Genomic DNA, 19,812 nt, shown 5'->3' on the forward strand with positions numbered 1-19,812 from the left:
GCACCAGGTTGCGAGGCGCGCAACTTGCGCGACATATGCACCAGGTCTGCGAAACATCTCCGCGCCCTGTTGTTTACCCCCCGTATAGTTGCGTTGTGAGCAACTACAACCCGGATAACGAAACGACAGGGTCGTCGAGCGGCGGGGTGCAGTCCGTCGACCGGGCCATTCACGTACTGGAGATCCTCGCCCGGCGCGGCGAGGCGGGGGTCAGCGAGGTGGCCGCCGAGATCGACGTTCACAAGTCCACGGCGTTCCGCCTGCTCGGTGCCCTGGAGGCACGCGGTCTGGTCGAACAGGCGGGTGAGCGGGGCAAGTACCGCCTCGGCTTCGGCATCGTGCGCCTGGCCGGCGCGGTCACCGGACGCATCGACATCACCCAGCAGAGCCGCCCGGTCTGCGAGCGTCTGGCCGAGGAGATCGGCGAGACCGTGAACCTCGCCGTGATGCAGGAGCACTATGCGATCAACCTCTACCAGGTGCGCGGCCCGGGGGCCGTCACCGCGCACAACTGGGTCGGCCAGCTGACCCCGTTGCACGCCACCTCCAGCGGGAAGATCCTGCTGGCCCACATGCCCGTCAAGGACCGCACCGCGCTGCTGACCGAGACCGGTCTGAAGAAGATGACCCCGCGCACGCTGACCGCGAAGACGAAGCTGGAGAAGAGCCTCGCCGACGCCCGGGAACGCGGCTACTCCTGGACCCTGGAGGAGCTGGAGGTGGGTCTGCACGCCATGGCGGCGCCGGTCCGCGACCGCGACGGCGACGTCATCGCGGCCCTCAGCGCCTCCGGTCCCGCGTACCGGCTCACCGAGGACCGTATGCACGCACTCGCGCCGGTGCTGGTCAAGGGCGCGGAGGAGATCAGTCACCGTATGGGCTACCTGGGCCTGGACTGAGCCCTCGTCGTCATCCGGGCTGAGCCCCCAGCCGGGCCTGGACCCAGTGGTGGAACTCGCCGATGTGGTGCTCGCTGGGCACCAGGACGCCGCCCTTGGCATACAGGCGTGAGCTCATCCCGGGCTGGGTGCGCTCGCACGCGTCGAAGTCCTGCCGGTTCACCCGGTCGAAGAGCTCCACCGACCGGCTGACGTCCTTTCCGCTGTCGACGACGTGCTTGAGGTAGAGCCAGTCGCACTCGACGATCGTGCGGTCCGCGGCGACCGGGTACATCCGGTGGAAGATCACATGGTCGGGCACCAGATTGACGAACACCTGCGGCCGCACGGTGATCGCGTAGTAGCGGCGGTCCTGGTCGTCGGAGACCCCGGGGATGCGGTCGAGGCCCTCGGAGCCGTCGACGGTGAACCCCTTGATGTCCTCACCGAACTCGGCACCGTGGCCCACGTAGTACTGCGCCGCGTACCCGTCGGCGAACTCCGGCAGCACCTCGGTCAGTTCGGGATGGATCGTCGCGCAGTGATAGCACTCCATGAAGTTCTCGACGATCAGCTTCCAGTTCGCCTTCACGTCATAGACGATCCGCCGTCCGACCTCCAGGCTCCCGATGTCGTACCGGTCGACGGATTCCACGTCCCCGAGCCGGCCCACCACGTCCGCGACCACCGAGTCCTCGAAGGAGGGCGGGTTCTCCGCGAGGCACACCCACACATAACCCAGCCACTCGCGCACGGCCACGGGCGCCAGCCCGTACTCGGTACGCCCCACGTCCGGCATCTTCGTCAGGTTCGGCGCGGCGACCAGCTTGCCCGTCAGGTCGTACGTCCACGCGTGATACGGACACTGGAAAGCCCGCTTCACCTCACCGGACTCCTCGGTGCACAGCCTCGCCCCGCGATGCCGGCAGACATTGAAGTACGCACGCACCGACTGATCCCGCGCGCGCGTGATCAGGATGCTCTCCCGCCCCACCTCCACCGTCCTGAAGGAACCGGGCCTGGGCAGATCGGAGGCCCGGACGGCACAGAACCACATCGCCTCGAAGATGCGCTCCTGCTCCAGGGCGAAGACCCCGGCATCCGTGTAGGAAGCGCCGGGGAGGGTGGCGATCAGGCTGTCCGGCAGGCTGGTCGAGGTCACAGGGCACTCCTCGGGGGACGTCGGGGACCGGTGATGCACGCCTTCGTGTACCGGTGATGCACGCCGGGAAGAGCGGTCGGCGTTCTGAGCGGAGCGGCAGCGGCTGTGTTGTCAGGCCGCGGCGGCGAGCTGCTTGCGCCAGCGCGTGAACAACCGCGGCTGGTTCATCCCGAGCACGGCGACCGGATGCCCGGAACGCCGGTAGACGGCCAGGACGTTGTGGTCGTCCCGGGCACCTTCCTCGATCGTCACACTGTCGGCGCCGGCCGCGTGACCGGCGAACTGGATCTTCACGCCGTACTGGTCCGACCAGAAGTACGGCGGCCTCGGCGCACCCGGTTCCACCGCGCCGCCCGCCAGCAGCGCGGTCACGGCAGCGTCGGGCCGCTCCCGCGCGCCGGTCCAGTGCTCGACGCGGCGGTGCAGGCCCGCGCGCGGGTCGTACCAGGAGGCGCAGTCGCCGACCGCGACCACACCGGCCAGGCTGGTGCGGCCGTCGGCGCCGCAAGTGACTCCGTCGGCGAGGGCGATGCCGGATCCCGCGAGCCACTCGACGCACGGTCGGGCGCCGACCCCCACGACCACGATGTCGGCGGGGATGCTCCGGCCGTCCTCCAGCAGGACGGCGTCGACGCGGCTCCGGCCGCTCAGCCCCTTGACGCCCACACCGCACAACAGCCGTACGCCGTGGTCCGTGTGGAGGGCGGAGACGATCCCGCCCATGGTCTCGCCGAGCGGTCCGGCCAGGGGGGTCGGGGCCGCCTCCACGACGGTCACGTCGAGCCCGAGGGCGTACGCGGTGGAGGCGACCTCGGCGCCGATGAAGCCGCCGCCGATCACCACCAGCCGTCCCCCCAGGGCCAGTTCGTCCCGCAGGGCGCGGGCGTCGTCCAGGGTGCGCAGGGTGTGCACCCCGGTCAGACCGTCGGTGCCCGGCAGAGTCCGGGCGGCGGCGCCGGTCGCGATGACGACGCCGTCCGCCCGGACCTCGCTGCCGTCGGCAAGCCGTACGGCGCGCTGCGGGCCGTCGAGGCCGACGGCGCGGACGCCGAGCAGCCACTGCACCCGCAGGTCCTCGCCGTCCGGCTCCAGCGCGAGATCGGCCTCGGCCAGGGAGCCGGACAGGAACTCCTTCGACAACGGGGGCCTGTCGTACGGGCGGTGGAGTTCGTCACCGATGACGACGAGCCGTCCGTCGTAGCCCTGCTTGCGCAGCGAGCGCGCCGCCGAGAGACCGGCCAGCGAGGCGCCGACCACGGCCACGGTCCTCACGCGGGGCCCCCGGCGAGGCGGGCCGCCACGCAGGGCGGCAGGTTGGGCGCGTCCGTGGACAGCTGGACGTAGATCATGCCGTCCTCGACGTGGACCGCGTGCGTGCGGACCGGCCGCTTGGCCGGCGGGGCGTCGACGGCACCCGTCCGCAGGTCGAACTTCGAGGCGTGCAGCGGGCATTCGACCTCGCAGCCCTCCAGCCAGCCGTCGGCGAGCGAGGCGTCCTGATGGGTGCAGGTGTCGTCGATGGCGAAGACCTCGCCGTCGTCGGTGTGGAACACCGAGACCGGCGGGTCGATGTCGAGCCGGTAGGCCTCGCCTCGGGGAAGATCCACGAGACGGCACGCGGGAATCATCATGACACCTCGGTGCGTATAGCGGAACGGATTGCGGTGAACGCAACGTCAGTTTGAGGGCGCCCGCAAACCCTTGTCAAGGCGTCCAGAGGTCGGACACACCCTTGACTTCATGTTGCAGCTGGCGCAACTCACTGCACAGTAATCAACAACTCGGTTCGCCGTCACAGCACCACGACGGACCGCAGCACCTCACCGCGGTGCATCTTCTCGAACGCCTTCTCCACGTCGTCGAGGCCGATGGTCTCGGAGACGAAGGCGTCCAGGTCGAAGCGGCCGCCCAGGTACAGATCGATGAGGGCCGGGAAGTCGCGCGAGGGCAGGCAGTCGCCGTACCAGCTGGACTTCAGCGCGCCACCGCGCCCGAAGACGTCGAGCAGCGGCAGCTCCAGCTTCATCTCCGGGGTCGGCACACCGACCAGAACGACGGTGCCGGCCAGGTCCCGGGCGTAGAACGCCTGCCGGTACGTCTCGGGGCGGCCGACCGCCTCGACGACCACGTCGGCACCGAAACCGCCGGTCAGTTCGCGGATCGCCGCCACGGGGTCGTTCTCCCGCGAGTCGACGGTGTGGGTGGCGCCCATCCCCATGGCCCGCTCCAGCTTGCGCGGGTCCACGTCGACGGCGATGACCTTGGTCGCGCCGGCCAGCCTCGCCCCCGCGACGGCGGCCATGCCGACCCCGCCGCAGCCGATGACGGCGACGGAGTCCCCGCGGCCGACGGCTCCGGTGTTCACGGCCGCGCCGAAGCCCGCCATGACACCGCAGCCGAGCAGTCCGGCGGCCGTCGCGGGGGCGGCCGGGTCCACCTTGGTGCACTGGCCCGCGGCCACCAGGGTCTTCTCCGCGAAGGCGCCGATGCCGAGGGCGGGCGCGAGCGGGGTGCCGTCGAGCAGGGTCATCCGCTGGGTCGCGTTGTGCGTGGCGAAGCAGTACCAGGGCCTGCCCTTGGCGCACGCCCGGCACGTGCCGCAGACCGCACGCCAGTTGAGGATGACGAAGTCACCGGGCTCCAGTGCGGTGACGCCCTCTCCGACGGCTTCGACACGTCCCGCCGCCTCGTGCCCCAGCAGGAAGGGGAAGTCGTCGCTGATGCCGCCCTCGCGGTAGTGGAGATCGGTGTGGCAGACACCGCACGCCTCGACCTTCACCAGCGCCTCGCCGGGTCCCGGGTCGGGGACGACGATCGTCTCGACGGAGACGGGGGCGCCCTTCGCCCGGGCGACGACAGCACGAACCTCATGAGCCATGGGTTACTCCTCCGACAGGCCTGATCGTTGCCTCATTCGATACAGGCATCACCATGCGCAACTGAGCATCGGGGAGGGGGCGCCCGGGGTCAAGAGGCCGGTGCCGGCCGGTGCCGCGCAGGGCGGCGGCGCTGCGCCGCGTCACCTACCGACGTACGCCGCCAGATGCTTCGCCGTGACCGTGGACCCGGCGGCGACCAGCTCCGCTGGGGTCCCCTCGAAGACGATCCGTCCGCCGTCGTGGCCCGCGCCCGGGCCGAGGTCGACGATCCAGTCGGCGTGCGCCATGACCGCCTGGTGGTGTTCGACGACGATGACGGACTTGCCGGAGTCGACGAGCCGGTCGAGCAGAGCGAGGAGTTGCTCGACGTCGGCGAGGTGGAGACCGGTGGTCGGCTCGTCGAGGACGTACACACCGCCCTTCTCCCCCATGTGCGTCGCGAGCTTCAGCCGCTGCCGCTCGCCGCCGGACAGGGTGGTGAGCGGCTGGCCGAGGGTGAGATAGCCGAGCCCGACGTCCGAGAGGCGCTCCAGGATCCGGTGCGCGGCGGGCGTGGCCGCCTCGCCGGCACCGAAGAACTCCCCGGCCTCGGCCACCGGCATCGCGAGCACCTCGCTGATGTCCCGCCCGCCGAGGTGGTACTCCAGCACCGAGGCCTGGAACCGCTTCCCCTCGCACTCCTCGCACGTCGTGGCCACCCCGGCCATCATCGCGAGGTCGGTGTAGACGACCCCGGCGCCGTTGCAGGTGGGACAGGCGCCCTCGGAGTTGGCACTGAACAGCGCCGGCTTCACGCCGTTGGCCTTCGCGAACGCCTTGCGGATCGGTTCGAGCAGTCCGGTGTACGTCGCCGGGTTGCTGCGCCGCGAACCGCGGATCGCACCCTGGTCGACGGACACGATCCCCTCCCCGGCCGGAATCGACCCGTGCACGAGCGAGCTCTTGCCGGATCCCGCGACGCCGGTGATCACGGTCAGCACGCCCAGCGGGATGTCGACGTCGACGCCCTGGAGGTTGTGCGTGGACGCACCGCGGATCTCCAGCGCGCCGGTGGCCTTGCGGACCGTGTCCTTGAATCCGGCCCGGTCGTCGAAGTGGCGTCCGGTGACGGTGTCGCTGGTCCGCAGCCCCTCGACGGTGCCCTCGAAACAGACGGAGCCGCCCGCCGTACCGGCACCGGGACCGAGGTCGACGACGTGGTCGGCGATCACGATCGTCTCCGGCTTGTGCTCCACGACCAGCACCGTGTTGCCCTTGTCCCGCAGGCGCAGCAGCAGGTTGTTCATGCGCTGGATGTCATGGGGGTGCAGCCCGATGGTCGGCTCGTCGAAGACGTAGGTGACGTCGGTGAGTGAGGAGCCGAGGTGCCGGATCATCTTGGTGCGCTGCGCCTCGCCGCCGGACAGGGTGCCCGAGGGGCGGTCGAGGGAGAGATAGCCGAGGCCGATCTCCACGAAGGAGTCGAGGGTCTCCCCGAGCGCCGTCAGCAGCGGGCCGACCGACGGCTCGTCCAGGGCCCGCACCCACTCGGCCAGGTCGCTGATCTGCATCGCGCAGGCGTCGGCGATGCTGATCCCCTTGATCTTCGAGGACCGGGCGCCCTCGCTCAGCCGGGTGCCGTCGCACTCGGGGCAGACCGTGAAGGTGATCGCGCGGTCCACGAACTCGCGGATGTGCGGCTGCATCGACTCGCGGTCCTTGGCGAGCATCGACTTCTGGATCCGCGGGACGAGACCCTCGTAGGTCATGTTGATGCCCGCGATCTTCATCCGGACCGGTTCGCGGTACAGGAAGTCCTGGAGCTCCTTCTTGGTGAACCTCCGGATCGGCTTGTCCGCGTCGAAGAAGCCGGACTCGCTGTAGAGCCGGTAGTTCCAGCCTCCGGACTTGTAGCCGGGGATGGTCATCGCGCCCTCGGCGAGCGACTTGGAGTCGTCGTAGAACTGGGTGAGGTCGATGTCGTTGACCGTGCCCCGGCCCTCGCAGCGCGGACACATGCCTCCGACGATGCTGAAGCTCCGGCGCTCCTTCACGGTCTGTCCGCCGCGCTCCATGGTGACCGCGCCCGCTCCGCTGATCGAGGCGACGTTGAAGGAGAACGCCTTCGGTGAGCCGATGTGCGGGGTCCCGAGTCTGCTGAACAGGATCCGCAGCATCGCGTTGGTGTCGGTGACGGTGCCGACGGTGGAGCGCGGGTCACCGCCGAGGCGCTGCTGGTCGACGGTGATCGCGGTGGTCAGGCCGTCCAGGACGTCGACCTCCGGGCGGGCCAGGGTCGGCATGAAGCCCTGCACGAAGGCGCTGTAGGTCTCGTTGATCAGCCGCTGCGACTCGGCGGCGATGGTGTCGAACACCAGCGAGCTCTTGCCGGAGCCGGAGACCCCAGTGAACACCGTGAGCCGGCGTTTGGGGATCTCGATGCTGATGTCCTTCAGATTGTTCTCGCGCGCCCCGTGCACGCGGATCAGATCGTGGCTGTCGGCAGCGTGCGGCGCGCCCGTCGTGGTGGCCTTGCTCATGGTGTCTCCATCTGTGGGGCCGGGCCGCCCTCGCGTCCTCGACGGCGTCCCCCGGCTCGGTCCGACCGGTTTCGACAGCTTCGAAGATTACGTCGACCTCGGCGCTACGGCGCAGCTCCTGACGTCACGCTAGCCACAGCCCCGAGCCGGCGCTTCTCGAATCCTGATCGGCCCGCCTCAGGCCCCCGCGTCCTGGACCAGCCCCGCGATGTGGGCGGTGACCGTGTCGAGGATGTCGTTCCACGCGGTCGCGTCGCCGAGGACGAGGTAGTTCAGGGTCAGCCCGTCAGTCATGGCCGCGAGATAACGGGCCAGCACGGGGACGGGCACCCTCAGCCGCAGCTCCATGTCGCTGCGCAGCTGCTCGATCAGCTCGGCGTACGCCTCGCCGTACAGCTCGTACTGCCGCCTGGCGAGGTGCTCGAACCCGGGCTCGCGCAGGGCGTACTGGGTCAGCTCATAGGTGAGCATGTGCGCCTCGGGGTGCGCGCGGACGTGCTCCCAGTACGCCCGGAAACCCGCGGCGACGGTCTCCTCCAGGGTGTCCCTGGGGCGCAGCACCTCCCTGACCACGCTGACGGACTGGTCGGTGAGGGCGGTGATGACGGCCTCGACGAGGGCCTGCTTGGAGTCGAAGCAGTAGTGGAAGACGCTGAGGGACACGCCTGCCTCGGCGGCGATGGACCGGGTCGTCGTCTTCGCGACGCCGTCCCGGGCCATCGCCCTGATCGCCGCTTCCGTCAGCTGGCTGCGTCGCTGAGCCGACGGCATGCGTGCCATTCGTGTCCCCCCGCTGTCGAGAAATCAGCCGCTGTGGACGCCCACCTCGTTGAGTGAGTATCCCCAGTCGGTGCCGCGGTCCAGACCGTGGACCCGGACGTAACGGGCCGGGGTGCCGGTGAACTTGGCCGTGTCGAGCCCGCCGTCACCGGAGGTGGTGGACCAGGCCGTGGTCCAGGTCGTGCCGTCCGTGGAGAGTTCGATCCGGTACGACTTCCCGTACGCCCGCTCCCAGTCGAGCGTGACCTTGGAGACCAGGTTGGTGGAGCCCAGGTCGACCTGCCACCACTGGTCGTCGCTCCAGTCACTGGCCCAGCGGCTGGAGTCGTCGCCGTCCACCGCCCGGCCGGGCTGGTAGCTGGTGAACGGGTTGGACTCGGACGAACTCGCCGTCGCCGTACGCCCGGCGGCGAGGTTCACCGACGCCTGGTGCCGTTCGGCCGATCCCCAGGTGTCGAGATAGGACTCGGCACCGCGGAACAGGTCGTCGACCACGCCCTGCCCGCCGACGAGCCGGATGTCCTCGATCCAGTCCGGGATCATGCCGACATGGGCGGCGCCGTCGGTGTTGAAGTCGAAGACGCGCTGGCCGCTCGTCTGCTTGTCGATCACGGAACCGCCGTCGACGCTCTTGAAGGGGTACGTCACCTTGTTGGCGGCGGCTGCTCCGCGCGGCGCGGGGTGGTCGCCGATGCCGTTGAAGTCGGTGCCGTAGCCGTAGCCGACGTTGTACTTGTCGCGCAGCGCGTCGGTGCGCTTGGCCTCGGTGGCGAAGTCCTGCGAGCCGTGCATGTACTGGGCGACGAAGCCGCCCAACGAGTAGACGCGCTCGGTCCAGTTGAGGTCCATCCAGCTGTGCGAGGAGATCACGCCGGGGTAGTTAGCGGCCTCGAAGATGTCGAGGACCTGCCCGGTGGCCTTGACGCTCATGTGGTCGATCTCGAGCATCATCTTGCGTTTCATCATGCCGCGCGCGGCGTACTCGCCGAGGTCGGTGAGCCCGCGGACGTTGCACTGGGCGTTGTCGTCGTACGCCGGGACATCGGTGCCGGCCGGCAGGTCGCTCTCCGCCGCGCTGGCCGCCGTGCCGATGGGGTTGTCGTGCATCGCGGTCGTGCACTTCTCGGTCTTCCAGAAGGTGCCCGTGGACAGGAACTGCCCGACGTTGATGGCGGTTCCCAGGCCCCCCTCGTCGAAGCGGACGCCGCACAGGGCGTTGTCGAACTTGTGGCACAGGAACATGGAGCGCACGCCCAGCGCGTACAGCTCGTCGAGCCCCTTGTCGATGTCCGCCTTGCTGCACTGCCCGGTGTCGAGGATCTGCTTGCAGCCGAACGGCTCGGAGGTCTCGACACCGAGGACGACCGCCAGCTTGCCCTGCTCGATCACCTGTCGGGCCTGCGCGCTGTCGGTGACGATCCGGAACCAGCCCTTGCCGGTGCCGCCGTACATCTTGTCGATGAAGGCCTGGAGGTCGTAGGTCAGCTTGGCCTGCAGGCGGATCGAGGTCATCTCGTCACAACTGCGGTCCTTGAAGGGGTAGATGGAGCAGATCATGCCGTTGGTGACGAGGTCGTTGACGAGGACCCGCTGGCCGCCGCGCCAGGCCCGCTCCACCCAGGCGTAGTAGTCGGCCTGGTGGGTCATCGAGTCGTAGGCCGGCCAGTCCTTGAAGGTGGGCCAGCCGGTCGGGTCGTGCTTGCCGTCGCCGCCGTGGGTGATGTAGTCGAAGAGCGCGAGGGAGCCGTCCGGGTAGTGCTCGGGACAGTCCTTGAGCGCGTCGGCGACGCCGGACTCGGAGAACACCTTGCCGCAGATCAGCCGGCCGCCGAAGGCCTCGTTGGAGAACAGGTGGTTGTGCGCGTCGACGAACCCGCGTACCTCACCGGCCGAGTTGGTGCCGGTGAAGGGCGCTCCGGTGATGTTGATCTGGGCGTCGGGGGCGGGTCTGGCCGTCGGTGTCCACCAGTCGGTGGCCGCCGAGCTCGGCGTGGGGCCGAGGATGGCGGCCAGCACCAGGAAGAGCACGGAGACCACGGTGATGTTCTTGCGTGTGTGGCCGGATGGTCCGGTCATGGCCCACGTCCCTCGGTCGGCGGGATGGCGCCGTCGACCGAGGGAGCTTTGACTGCCCTTGGGATTGTCATGACCGGCGCAATATGAGCGTCAGGATCGCGACTGAGCGCGTTCCGAGTCAAGAGTCCGGGACAGTTGACCTGATACCTGGGGGCCATCAACCGTTCACGCAGGCCGCCCCATTGAGGGTGAAAACGGTCGGCGCGGTGTTCGTCGTGCCCTTGCCGCCGATGAACCCGACGGTGACCGAGCCCCCGGCGGGGATGGTGTTGGTGTAGGAGGCCGGGGTGACGGTCACCGCAGCGCCACTCTGTGCGGCGGTCCCGCCCCACATGTTGGAGACGGTCTGCCCGTCCTTGAAGGTGAAGCCGAGCTTCCAGCCGGTCACCGCGGCGGTGCCGGTGTTGCGGACGGCGATCTCCCCCTGGAAGCCGCCCTGCCACTCGCCGACCACGCGGTAGCCGACGGAGCAGCTCCCCGCGGGGGTGGCGGCGGTGGTCAGGTTCACCGTCGCCGAGCGGGCGGACCGGTTCCCGGCGGCGTCGCGGGCGTAGACGGCGAAGGAGTACGCCGTGTTCGCGGTCAGGCCGCTCACGGTCACCGAGTTCGCCGTCGACGACGCGACCTTGGTCTCGGTTCCGCCGCTGACGCGGACGACGTCGTACCCGGCGACGCCAACGTTGTCAGTGGACGCCGCCCAGGTCAGGGTCGCGGAGGCGGCCGTCACCGCGGAGGCGGCCGGGGTGCCGGGAGCGGTCGGGGCCTGGGTGTCGCTCGTGCCGCCGCCGAAGACCGTGGCCTCCTTGGCGGTCTGCGCGATGCCGTTGGCGCCGTTGAAGATCCGCTTGCCCCACGACGTCATCTGTGCCGGGTCGAAGTTGAGCACGAGGTCGAGGATCGGGTCGGTGTTGCCGCTCCAGGACCAGGCCAGATAGCCGATGTGGAGCTGCTCGGCGGTGGCCATCATGGTGTCCTCGTCCGGATCACCCCACTGGTCGGCGGGGCCGCCGAACTCCCCTATCAGGATGGGGAGTTTGACCGAGACGAAGGCGTTCAGATAGTCGGTCACCTCCGCCGCGGTGTCGAAGACGCTGTACATGTGGATCGAGAAGATCAGGTTGCCCGTGGTGTCGGCGGCGTACACGGCCTGGGCGTTGGCGCGCATGACGCCCTGCCAGTCCTGGCCCCAGTTGGGCGCGTCCACCATGATCGTGTGCTGGAAGCCGGCGCTCCGGAGCTTCTGGATCGCGGCGACCGTCGGGGCGGTCCAGCCCGCGGGGTCGGTGTTGCCCCAGGGCTCGTTGCCGATGTTGATGACGATGTAGTCCTCCTGGCCGGCCAGGACGCTCTTCAGGCCGATCCAGTAGTCGGCGGCCTGGTCGAGGGTGCCCGCGGCGCTGTCCTCGCCGTATCCGGTGGTGTCGTGCACCTCCAGGACGCAGATGAGCCGGTTGGCCTTGCACTGGGTGATCACGTTGGTCACGTCGGCGGCGCTGTTGGCGGTCCAGCGATGGCCGTCGGCGAGGACCACCCGGACGGTGTTGGCGCCCTGCGCCTTGATGTCGGCAAGCGAACCCAGTTGGTTCGGGTACCAGGTGTGGGCGTGGTTGACGCCACGCATGACGAAGTCGTTGCCGTTGCCCTCGACCAGGCGGCCGTCACTGATGTGCAGGCCGGCGGCCTGGACGGCGGGTTCCCCGGCGGCCCGGGCCGTGCCGGGACACAGGGCGCCGAGCACCACCAGTCCGGTGAGGGCCGCCAGCTTGGCGAGGAGGGTGGTCAAGGGGCTCTTTCTCGTTCTTCTCACTGCGGCTCCAGGGGTGAGTCATGCAGTCGGAAGGGGTGTGGGAGCGCTCCCATAGAACCGACCCGCCAAGTACACGTCAAGATGCGTGACGGCAAAGGGCGGTGACCGCGCATAGGGTGCCGAACCTCGACCACCGCACCCGGGAGGCACGTTGACCACCCACCCCCTCGACCCCCACTCGGTGAACGCCGAGGCCTGGCACGCCTACGGCGACCACCATCTGCGGCGCGGCACGGTACTGACGGAGCTGGAACGCTTCGACTGGGGGCTCGGAAACACCGGCCCCGGCGCGGAGATCCTCGGCGAACTCGCCGGGCGGCGCGTCCTGGACCTCGGGTGCGGCCCGGCCCGGCACGCGGCGCATCTCGTCCGCGCCCACGGCGCCTCGGTGGACGCGGTCGACTCCTCGCCGACCCAGCACGAACGGGCCCTCGCCCGCTACGCCGCCCTGCCCGGCCTGCGCCTGGTCAGGGCCGACGCCGTCGAACACCTCGGCGCGGCAGAACCGTACGACGTCGTGTACTCCGTCAACGCGGTGCCGTACATCGACCCCCGCCGGCTCCTGCCCGCCCTCGCCGGGGCACTGCGGCCCGGCGGAACCCTCTGCTTCACCGTGCTGCACACCAACTCGCGCGGCGACGGTCCCTCCTCCGTGGCCGAGTCCCGGTCCGAGATCCTGCGGCTCGCCGGGGGCGGTGAGACCGAGGTCCGGATGTGGGTGCTCACCCCCGAGCTCTGGACGGACCTGCTCGGCGAACACGGGCTGCGGGTCGAGGGCATCGACGTCCTCGACGCACCGGAGGAGGGCAACCACGCCTCGTACCGGATCTTCCGGGTGACCCGACCGGTCCGGGTCTCCTCACGCCCCCGCACGAACCGCGGTCCGGCACCGCACGCCGCGATCGGGGTCGGCGCCATCCTGTACGGCCCCCGCGGGCTGCTTCTCGGCCGGCACCGGCGCGGCACCTGGGAACTGCCCGGCGGCACGGTGGAGCCCGGGGAGTCACTGGTCGACACGGTGGTGCGTGAACTCCGCGAGGAGACCGGCATCGAGGCTCGCCCCACCGATGTCCGGCTCCTGGGCACGCTCCTCGACGACGTCGACGGAGTCGTCCGGATGACCGTGGCGAGTCAGGTCACCGCCTGGCGGGGCGAGCCCGGCGACCAGCCGGACGAGCGCGTCGGCGACTGGCGCTGGTTCGCCCTGGGCCGCCTCCCGGAGAACCTGTTCGTGTGCAGCGCCCAGGGCCTGACCGCCTGGCGCCCGGACCTCCCGATCGACCACACACCGGCGCACTTCACGCCGTACGCCGGCTAGGGCGTGCAACCCCCTCGCAACCTTCCCCGTGCTGGACTCGGCGACCATGGACGAGGATTCCGTACGTGCCGTGTACGACGAGGTGCCGCGCGTCGAGCTCACCCCCGCGGCGGCCGAGCTGCTGCGCCGGTTGCACCAGGCGCACGGGCCGCTGATGTTCCATCAGTCGGGCGGCTGCTGCGACGGCAGTGCGCCGATGTGCTACCCGGCGGGTGAGTTCCGCACCGGCGGTTCCGACGTGCTGCTCGCCGAGCTGGACGTGGCGGGGGTCGAGGAACCGGTGACGTTCTGGATGTCGAGGAGCCAGTACGAGGTGTGGAGTCACACCCGGCTGATCGTCGACGTGGTCGCGGGCCGGGGCAGCGGATTCTCGCTGGAGGCACCCGAGGGGGTGCGTTTCCTCATCCGTTCGCGTGTGGTCGGCGCCTAGGCCTCCCCTCCGCCGTCGCCGTCTGATGCACTCCCCTGAGTCCTGGCACGGTTGACGAGACATCAGGGAGCACTGTGACGCACCGTCAAAGTCGTTTCGGCGCAGGCAGATCGGTACTGACGTTTCTCGCGGCACTCGGCACACTGGCCGGTGCGGCCCTGGTGGGGGCGGCACCGGCCGGTGCCGCGCCGGGGTGGACACGGTTCGCGACGGGCGTGCAGTACCGACAGTTCGACATCTACGCGACCGCGGGGGTGGCGCACGCCCATGTCCTGCGCGTGGACCTGGGCGATCCACGGGTGCGGGTGGAACTGCTGTATCCGGGCGCGGTGGCCGCACGGGCCACGGTGTCCCGGCTGGCCACCGCACAGGGCGCCCTCGCGGGGGTGAACGGCGACTTCTTCAACATCACGGAGACCCAGCACCCGGGGGTCGAGGCCACCGGCGCGAGTGTGGGTCCGGCGATCGCACAGGGCCGCGAGCTCAAAGCGGCGGTGCCGGACGGCCAGCGCTTCGGGCCCGCGCTGCCGCCCGGCACGAGCACCAGGGAGGTGTTCGGCGTGGGCACCGACCGCCGGGCCCGGCTTGACGACCTGGCGCTCGACGGCTCGGTCCGGACACCCGAGGGACAGCTGCCGCTCGGCGGGCTGAACCAGTACGCGCTGCCCGTCGGTTCGGTGGGGGCGTTCACCTCGGACTGGGGCGGCGTGTCCCGGGTGCGGGCGACCTGTGGGACCGACACGAACCGGGCCGCGCCGTGCAGCACCGACACCTACGAGGTGACGGTCCGCGGCGGGCAGGTCGTGGCCACCGCCGACACCCCGGGCAGCGGGCCGATCGGCGTCGGCACCACCGTGCTCGTGGGCCGGGAGGCGGGTGCGCAGCAGTTGCGGAAGCTCGCCGTCGGCGCGGCGGTGACGGTCCGGCACGAACTGGTCGCGGCCTCGTCGGCGGTCCCGTACCGCTTCGCGCTCGGCGGGTACCCGGTGCTGGAGGAGGGGCGCTCGCTGCCCGGGCTCGACGACACGGTGTCGGCCGTGCGTACGGCCGTGGGCGTCGCGGACGACGGGCGGCGGCTGTACCTCCTCGCGCTGGACGGGGCGCCCGCCTACCGCGGCGGGCTCACCATCGCCGAAGTGGCGGACACCATGCGGACGTTGGGTTCGGTCGACGCCTTCAGCCTGGATGGCGGCGGCTCCACGACCATGGCCGCCCGCACACCGGGGACGGCCTCCGTCGCCGCCCTCAACCACCCCTCGGGCGGCGCCGAACGGCCCGTACCGAACGGCATCGGGGTGTTCTCGGCGTCCTGAACGGCCCCCCGGGCAGGCTCAGGGCCGCAGGCTGCTGACGATGTCCGCCGTCGCGGTGATGCCGCTGTGGATGGTGGGCGCGATGCTCGTACCGGCGAGGAAGAAGCCGAGCAGCACGCACACCAGCACGTGGGAGGCTTTGAGCCCGCCGCTGCGCACGAAGACCACCGCCAGGATCAGCAGCAGCACCAGTACAGAAATGGAAATCGCCATGGCCGGCCTCCTCCGCCACACCGCCCAGTGCGTTTCGCGGCGTTCGGCCGTAAGTGTGGCGTAGCGGAGGGTTCGTCCGGGTGGTTGCCCCGTCCTCCGAACGGGTGATGTCCCTACCCGTTCGAGGACGCCTGTCGGTGCGCGTCCAGGAAGGCTTCCAGGCCCGCCAGGTCGTCGGTGTTGAAGTAGTCGACACCGGCGGCGAGGAGCTCGGTCCACAGGGCGTCCCGGGCGGGGCCCGCGAGGTCCGGGGTGGCCCAGAACCGCACTTTCTGCCCGCGTGCGTGGGCCTGCTGGACGATGCTCCGCAGCTTCTGCCGCTCGGCGTCGGGGAAGGCGCCCTCGCCGAGCCAGGTGAAGGTGAGCGTCCAGTTGTCGCTGATCAGCGGGATGAATGAGGCGGGCGCCGAGCTGCCGAGGTCGGTCAGCCGGCCGTCGTAGAAGGCCCGGCGTACGGTCTGGGCCTCCATCGGCGTGCGGGCGGCGCGGTCGCCGGAGACGACGGCGGTGACCGGCCCCGGGTGGATGCGGCCGTTCACGTAGGTCGTGAACAGGTGCTTGTGGCGCAGGAGATGACGGTCGAGTTCGAGGTAGGTCGAGGAGCCCTCGGTCTTGATGTCGATGAGCAACTGGAGCGGCCTGCGGTGACCCCGGTACACGGAACCGTGGTTGGCCTTGACGCGGGCGGCGAGCGGGGCCAGGTAGAGGGACTCCAGGGTGCGCGTCGGGTCGAGGCCGGTGGCGTCGTGGGCGATGAGGAGCTGGTCGCCGACGAGGAAGATGTCGGCCTCGACGCTGCCGAAGCGGTGGTCGAGGGCGTCGAAGAGAGGGCGCGGGTGGTCGTAGTCGTTGTGGGCGTGGGCGCGCCACAACGGGCCGGCACAGTGCCTGCGGCCGTCGGCCCACGCGCTGCCGACGGGCGGGGCGAGGACCGCCGCGGCCGTGGCGCCGAGGGTGGTGAGGACTCTGCGACGAGTGATGCGGGCCATGTTCTGCCTCCCTGCGGGTCGGGTCGGAACCACAGGGAGTATGGGGCTGCCCGGCCCCCGATGAACCTGTACGCGCGAGGAGTTGGCCGGACTGCCGCCGCCTGTTCACTCCTTCCGCTCGGCCGCACGGAAAAGCCCGCCCCAGGTGGGGCGGGCTGTAGCGGGCCGCAGCGGGTGACGCTCAGGGGGCCTGGAGGTCGACGAGTTCGGCCAACCGGGCGCGGTGGGCGCCCGCCGTGCCGTACGCGATCGAGTCGGCCTTGGCCCGCTTCAGATACAGATGGACCGGGTGCTCCCATGTCATGCCGATCCCGGCGTGCAGCTGGAGCGCCTCCTCGGCGGCGTGCACGGCGACGGACGCCGCGTAGGCCTGGGCGACGGTGACGGCCACGGCCGTCTCCGCGCCGGAGTCACCGCGGGCGAGCGCGTCGGCGGCGTTGCGGGCTGCGGCGCGGAGGTTGACGACCTCCAGCCACAGCTGGGCGAGTCGGTGCTTGAGCGCCTGGAATCCGCCGACGGGCCGGTTGAACTGCTTGCGCTCCTTGAGGTAGCGCACGGTTTCGGTCAACGTCCAGTCGGCGAGCCCGAGTTGTTCGGAGGCGAGCAGTCCGGCACCGGCCGTGAGGGCCCGGCGTACAGCGGGTTCGGCGTCGCCGAGGAGGCGGCCGCGTGCCGCGTCGAGGGTGACGGTCGCGAGCGGACGGGTCAGGTCGAAGGAGACCTGCGGGGTGACGGTCGCGGCGGAGGCGTCCACGGCGTACAGCCCGCCGTCGTCCGCGGGGATCAGCAGCACATCGGCCACCACGGCGTCCGCGATGGCGGTCAACTCCCCGTGCAGACCGCCGTCCTCATGGCGTACGACCTTGTAGGCGCCGCCCGGGGCGACGTTCAGCGCGACGGCCAGCGCGCCGATCCGCCGTCCGGACGCGAGCTCGGCAAGCAGGTCGTCGGCGTCGCAGGCCAGCAGGGCCTCGGTGGCGACGACGGCGCTGGTGAGGTAGGGCACGGGTGCGACCGCGCGGCCCAACTCCTCCAGGACGACGGCGACTTCGCGGTGCGTGGCGCCCTGGCCGCCCTGCGCCTCGGGCACCAGGAGTCCGGCGAGGCCCATGCCGTCGGCGAGGGCCTTCCAGGCGGCGAGGTCGTGCGGGGTGTCCGACTCGGTGCGGGCGATGACGCCCGGCGCGTCGCAGTGGTCGGCGAGCAGGTCCCGTACGGCGGCCCGCAGGGCCTCTTCCTCCTCCGAGTACAGCAGGTCCGGCTGGGTGCGCTCTGTTGTCATCGGGCGAGGTCCTTCCAGGCGAGGTCCTTGTCGGTGCGCGGCTCGGACGGCAGGCCCAGGACACGCTCGGCGACGATGTTGAGCAGGACCTCGGTGGTCCCGCCCTCGATGCTGTTGCCCTTGGAGCGGAGGTAGCGGTAGCCGGCGTCGCGGCCGGTGAAGTCCACGAGTTCGGGCCGGCGCATGGTCCAGTCGTCGTACAACAGGCCCTCCTCGCCGCGGAGTTCGACCTCCAGGCCACTGATCTCCTGGTTGAGGCGGGCGAAGGCGAGCTTCATGCCGGCGCCCTCGGGGCCGGGCTGTCCCGCGACGAGCTGCTGGCGCAGGCGTTCGGCGGTGAGGCGGGCGACCTCGGAGTCGACCCAGAGCTTCAGCAGGCGCTGGTGCAGGTCCTGGGTGCGCAGTTCGGGGCGTTCGCGCCAGGTCCTGGACGCCGGGCCGATCATGCCGCCCTCGCGGGGCAGCCGCATGCCGCCGATCGCGACGCGCTCGTTGTTCAGGGTGGTCTGCGCGACCTTCCAGCCGTCTCCGGTCTCGCCGAGGCGGCGGGAGTCGGGGATGCGGACGTCGGTGAGGAAGACCTCGTTGAACTCGGCCTCGCCGGTGATCTGGCGCAGGGGCCGCACGTCGACGCCCGGGTCGGTCATGTCGCAGAGGAAGTAGGTGATGCCGCGGTGTTTGGGCACGTCCGGGTCGGTGCGGGCGATGAGGATGGCCCAGCGGGAGTTGTGGGCGCCGGACGTCCACACCTTCTGCCCGTTGACCACCCAGCTGTCGCCCTCCCGGACGGCCCGGGTGCCGAGGGCAGCGAGGTCGGACCCGGCGCCGGGTTCGCTGAACAGCTGGCACCAGATCTCCTCCCCCACCCACAGGGGCCGCAGGAAGCGCTGCTTCTGCTCCTCGGTGCCGTACTTGAGGATCGTCGGCGCGGCCATGCCGAGGCCGATGCCGTTGCGCCGCGGGTCGTTGTCGGGGGCGCCCGAGGCCTCCAGTTCCGCGTCCACGACGGCCTGGAGGGAGCGGGGGGCGCCGAGTCCGCCGAGGCCCTCGGGGTAGTGCACCCAGGCGAGCCCCGCGTCGAAGCGGGCCTTCAGGAAGGTCTGCCGGTCCGTGGTCGCCGGCGGGTGCGCGGCCAGCAACTCGGCTGTGCGGCGCTTGAGTTCGACTGCGTCGGTCATGCTGCGGCTCCCTTGCCGAGGGACGGGACGACGACGATCCGGCCCGTGGTCACGCCGTCGCCGAGGCGCTGCGCGGCGTCCGCGGCCCCGGCGAGCGGCACCCGCTCGCTCACCAGCGGCTTGATCGCGCCCCGGGCGGCCAGTTCGGTCAGCTGTTCGTGGCAGTGCTGGACCAGCTTCGGGTTCTTGGTGTTGTACAGGCCCCAGTGCAGACCGAGGATCGCGTAGTTCTTGACCAGGGCGTGGTTGAGGCCGGGGCTGGGGATGGTCCCGCTGGCGAAGCCGACGACCACGATGCGCCCCTCGAAGGCGACGACCTTGGTCGACTGTGTGTAGGCCTCGCCGCCCACGGGGTCGTAGACGACATCCGCGCCCCGGCCCCCGGTGGCCTCCTTCACGGCGGCGACGACATCCTCGCTCCGCCGGTCGATCACCGCGTCACAGCCCAGCTCCCGGGCGACGGCGGCCTTCTCGGGGCCTCCGACGACTCCGATGACGGTGGCCCCGGCCGCCTTTCCGAGCTGTACGGCCGCGCTGCCGACCCCTCCCGCGGCGGCGTGGACGAGCAGCGTCTCGCCGGCTTCCAGGTGGGCCCGCCGGTGCAGACCGAACCAGCCCGTCTGGTAGCCGATGTGCAGCGCCGCGGCCTCGGCGTCGTCCAGCGAACCGGGTGCGGGCAGCAGGGCTGCGGCGTCCGCGACGGCGTACTCGGCGAATCCGCCGTACGGCAGCGCGGGGTTGGCGATCACCCGCCGCCCGTCCTCGGTCTCGCCGCAGATCTCCACGCCCGGCGTGAACGGCAGCGGCGGCCGGACCTGGTAGTGGCCGCGGCACATCAGCACGTCCGGGAAGTTGATGTTCGCGGCCCGCACCTTCAGCAGGACCTGGCCCTCGCCGGGCACGGGCTGCGCCACGTCCTCGAGGCGCATCGCCTCGCTCGGCTCGCCGTTCTCGTGCACTTGCCATGCCTGCATGGGGGGCCTCCACA

At 70.7% G+C, this 19,812-nt stretch carries 17 protein-coding genes; 4 read left to right on the forward strand and 13 right to left on the reverse strand.

What is annotated here, in order from left to right:
- The first annotated feature begins 146 nt into the window (after positions 1-146).
- Positions 147-899 carry an IclR family transcriptional regulator gene (locus tag OHT57_RS07855; protein ID WP_328753145.1) on the forward strand — a complete coding sequence of 251 codons (753 nt, stop codon included), beginning with the start codon at positions 147-149 and terminating at the stop codon, positions 897-899.
- 10 nt (positions 900-909) lie between these two features.
- Here OHT57_RS07855 and OHT57_RS07860 read toward each other — a convergent pair whose 3' ends face one another.
- From OHT57_RS07860 to OHT57_RS07895, 8 genes are all read right to left on the reverse strand, one after another.
- Positions 910-2,040: an aromatic ring-hydroxylating oxygenase subunit alpha gene (locus OHT57_RS07860; protein ID WP_328745331.1), complete on the reverse strand. Its 1,131-nt coding sequence runs from the start codon at positions 2,038-2,040 to the stop codon at positions 910-912.
- A 111-nt stretch (positions 2,041-2,151) separates the two neighbouring features.
- Entirely contained in the window at positions 2,152-3,312 is a 1,161-nt protein-coding gene (locus tag OHT57_RS07865) for an NAD(P)/FAD-dependent oxidoreductase (RefSeq protein ID WP_328745332.1), read from the reverse strand.
- Positions 3,309-3,671: a bifunctional 3-phenylpropionate/cinnamic acid dioxygenase ferredoxin subunit gene (locus tag OHT57_RS07870; protein ID WP_328745333.1), complete on the reverse strand. Its 363-nt coding sequence runs from the start codon at positions 3,669-3,671 to the stop codon at positions 3,309-3,311. The genes OHT57_RS07865 and OHT57_RS07870 overlap by 4 nt, the downstream gene beginning before the upstream one ends.
- A 161-nt stretch (positions 3,672-3,832) precedes the next feature.
- Complete coding sequence (locus OHT57_RS07875; protein WP_328745334.1) at positions 3,833-4,918, reverse strand: S-(hydroxymethyl)mycothiol dehydrogenase; 1,086 nt, start codon at positions 4,916-4,918, stop codon at positions 3,833-3,835.
- Positions 4,919-5,059: 141 nt separating this feature from the next.
- On the reverse strand, positions 5,060-7,438 hold the full coding sequence (locus tag OHT57_RS07880; protein ID WP_328745335.1) for an excinuclease ABC subunit UvrA: 2,379 nt from the start codon (positions 7,436-7,438) through the stop codon (positions 5,060-5,062).
- Positions 7,439-7,615: 177 nt separating this feature from the next.
- Positions 7,616-8,218, reverse strand: coding sequence for a TetR/AcrR family transcriptional regulator (locus tag OHT57_RS07885; RefSeq protein ID WP_328745336.1), 603 nt, complete (start codon positions 8,216-8,218; stop codon positions 7,616-7,618).
- A gap of 24 nt (positions 8,219-8,242) precedes the next feature.
- Entirely contained in the window at positions 8,243-10,294 is a 2,052-nt protein-coding gene (locus OHT57_RS07890) for a galactose-binding domain-containing protein (protein WP_328745337.1), read from the reverse strand.
- 157 nt (positions 10,295-10,451) lie between these two features.
- On the reverse strand, positions 10,452-12,101 hold the full coding sequence (locus OHT57_RS07895) for a cellulase family glycosylhydrolase (protein WP_443053431.1): 1,650 nt from the start codon (positions 12,099-12,101) through the stop codon (positions 10,452-10,454).
- A gap of 151 nt (positions 12,102-12,252) precedes the next feature.
- Between OHT57_RS07895 and OHT57_RS07900 the strand changes: the two genes are divergently transcribed.
- The 3 genes from OHT57_RS07900 to OHT57_RS07910 all read left to right on the forward strand — a co-directional run bounded on the left by OHT57_RS07900 (position 12,253) and on the right by OHT57_RS07910 (position 15,162).
- A complete protein-coding gene (locus tag OHT57_RS07900) occupies positions 12,253-13,419 on the forward strand; it encodes a bifunctional class I SAM-dependent methyltransferase/NUDIX hydrolase (protein ID WP_328745339.1) in 1,167 nt (388 codons plus the stop codon).
- 46 nt (positions 13,420-13,465) lie between these two features.
- Positions 13,466-13,849 carry a DUF779 domain-containing protein gene (locus OHT57_RS07905; RefSeq protein WP_328745340.1) on the forward strand — a complete coding sequence of 128 codons (384 nt, stop codon included), beginning with the start codon at positions 13,466-13,468 and terminating at the stop codon, positions 13,847-13,849.
- A gap of 74 nt (positions 13,850-13,923) precedes the next feature.
- Entirely contained in the window at positions 13,924-15,162 is a 1,239-nt protein-coding gene (locus OHT57_RS07910) for a phosphodiester glycosidase family protein (protein ID WP_328745341.1), read from the forward strand.
- A gap of 18 nt (positions 15,163-15,180) precedes the next feature.
- Here OHT57_RS07910 and OHT57_RS07915 read toward each other — a convergent pair whose 3' ends face one another.
- From OHT57_RS07915 to OHT57_RS07935, 5 genes are all read right to left on the reverse strand, one after another.
- Complete coding sequence (locus OHT57_RS07915) at positions 15,181-15,375, reverse strand: hypothetical protein (protein WP_328745342.1); 195 nt, start codon at positions 15,373-15,375, stop codon at positions 15,181-15,183.
- 113 nt (positions 15,376-15,488) lie between these two features.
- Positions 15,489-16,364, reverse strand: a complete 876-nt coding sequence (locus tag OHT57_RS07920; RefSeq protein WP_328745343.1) for a phosphatidylinositol-specific phospholipase C/glycerophosphodiester phosphodiesterase family protein — start codon at positions 16,362-16,364, stop codon at positions 15,489-15,491.
- Positions 16,365-16,545: 181 nt separating this feature from the next.
- The gene (locus OHT57_RS07925) at positions 16,546-17,646 is read right to left on the reverse strand and encodes an acyl-CoA dehydrogenase family protein (RefSeq protein ID WP_328745344.1); all 1,101 of its coding nucleotides are present in this window, start codon (positions 17,644-17,646) and stop codon (positions 16,546-16,548) included.
- Entirely contained in the window at positions 17,643-18,824 is a 1,182-nt protein-coding gene (locus tag OHT57_RS07930) for an acyl-CoA dehydrogenase family protein (RefSeq protein WP_328745345.1), read from the reverse strand. Before OHT57_RS07930 ends, OHT57_RS07925 begins: the two co-directional genes overlap by 4 nt.
- The gene (locus OHT57_RS07935) at positions 18,821-19,798 is read right to left on the reverse strand and encodes an NADPH:quinone oxidoreductase family protein (protein WP_328745346.1); all 978 of its coding nucleotides are present in this window, start codon (positions 19,796-19,798) and stop codon (positions 18,821-18,823) included. Before OHT57_RS07935 ends, OHT57_RS07930 begins: the two co-directional genes overlap by 4 nt.
- Positions 19,799-19,812: the final 14 nt, after the last annotated feature.

The sequence above is a fragment of the Streptomyces sp. NBC_00285 genome, assembly GCF_036174265.1.
GTDB lineage: Bacteria > Actinomycetota > Actinomycetes > Streptomycetales > Streptomycetaceae > Streptomyces.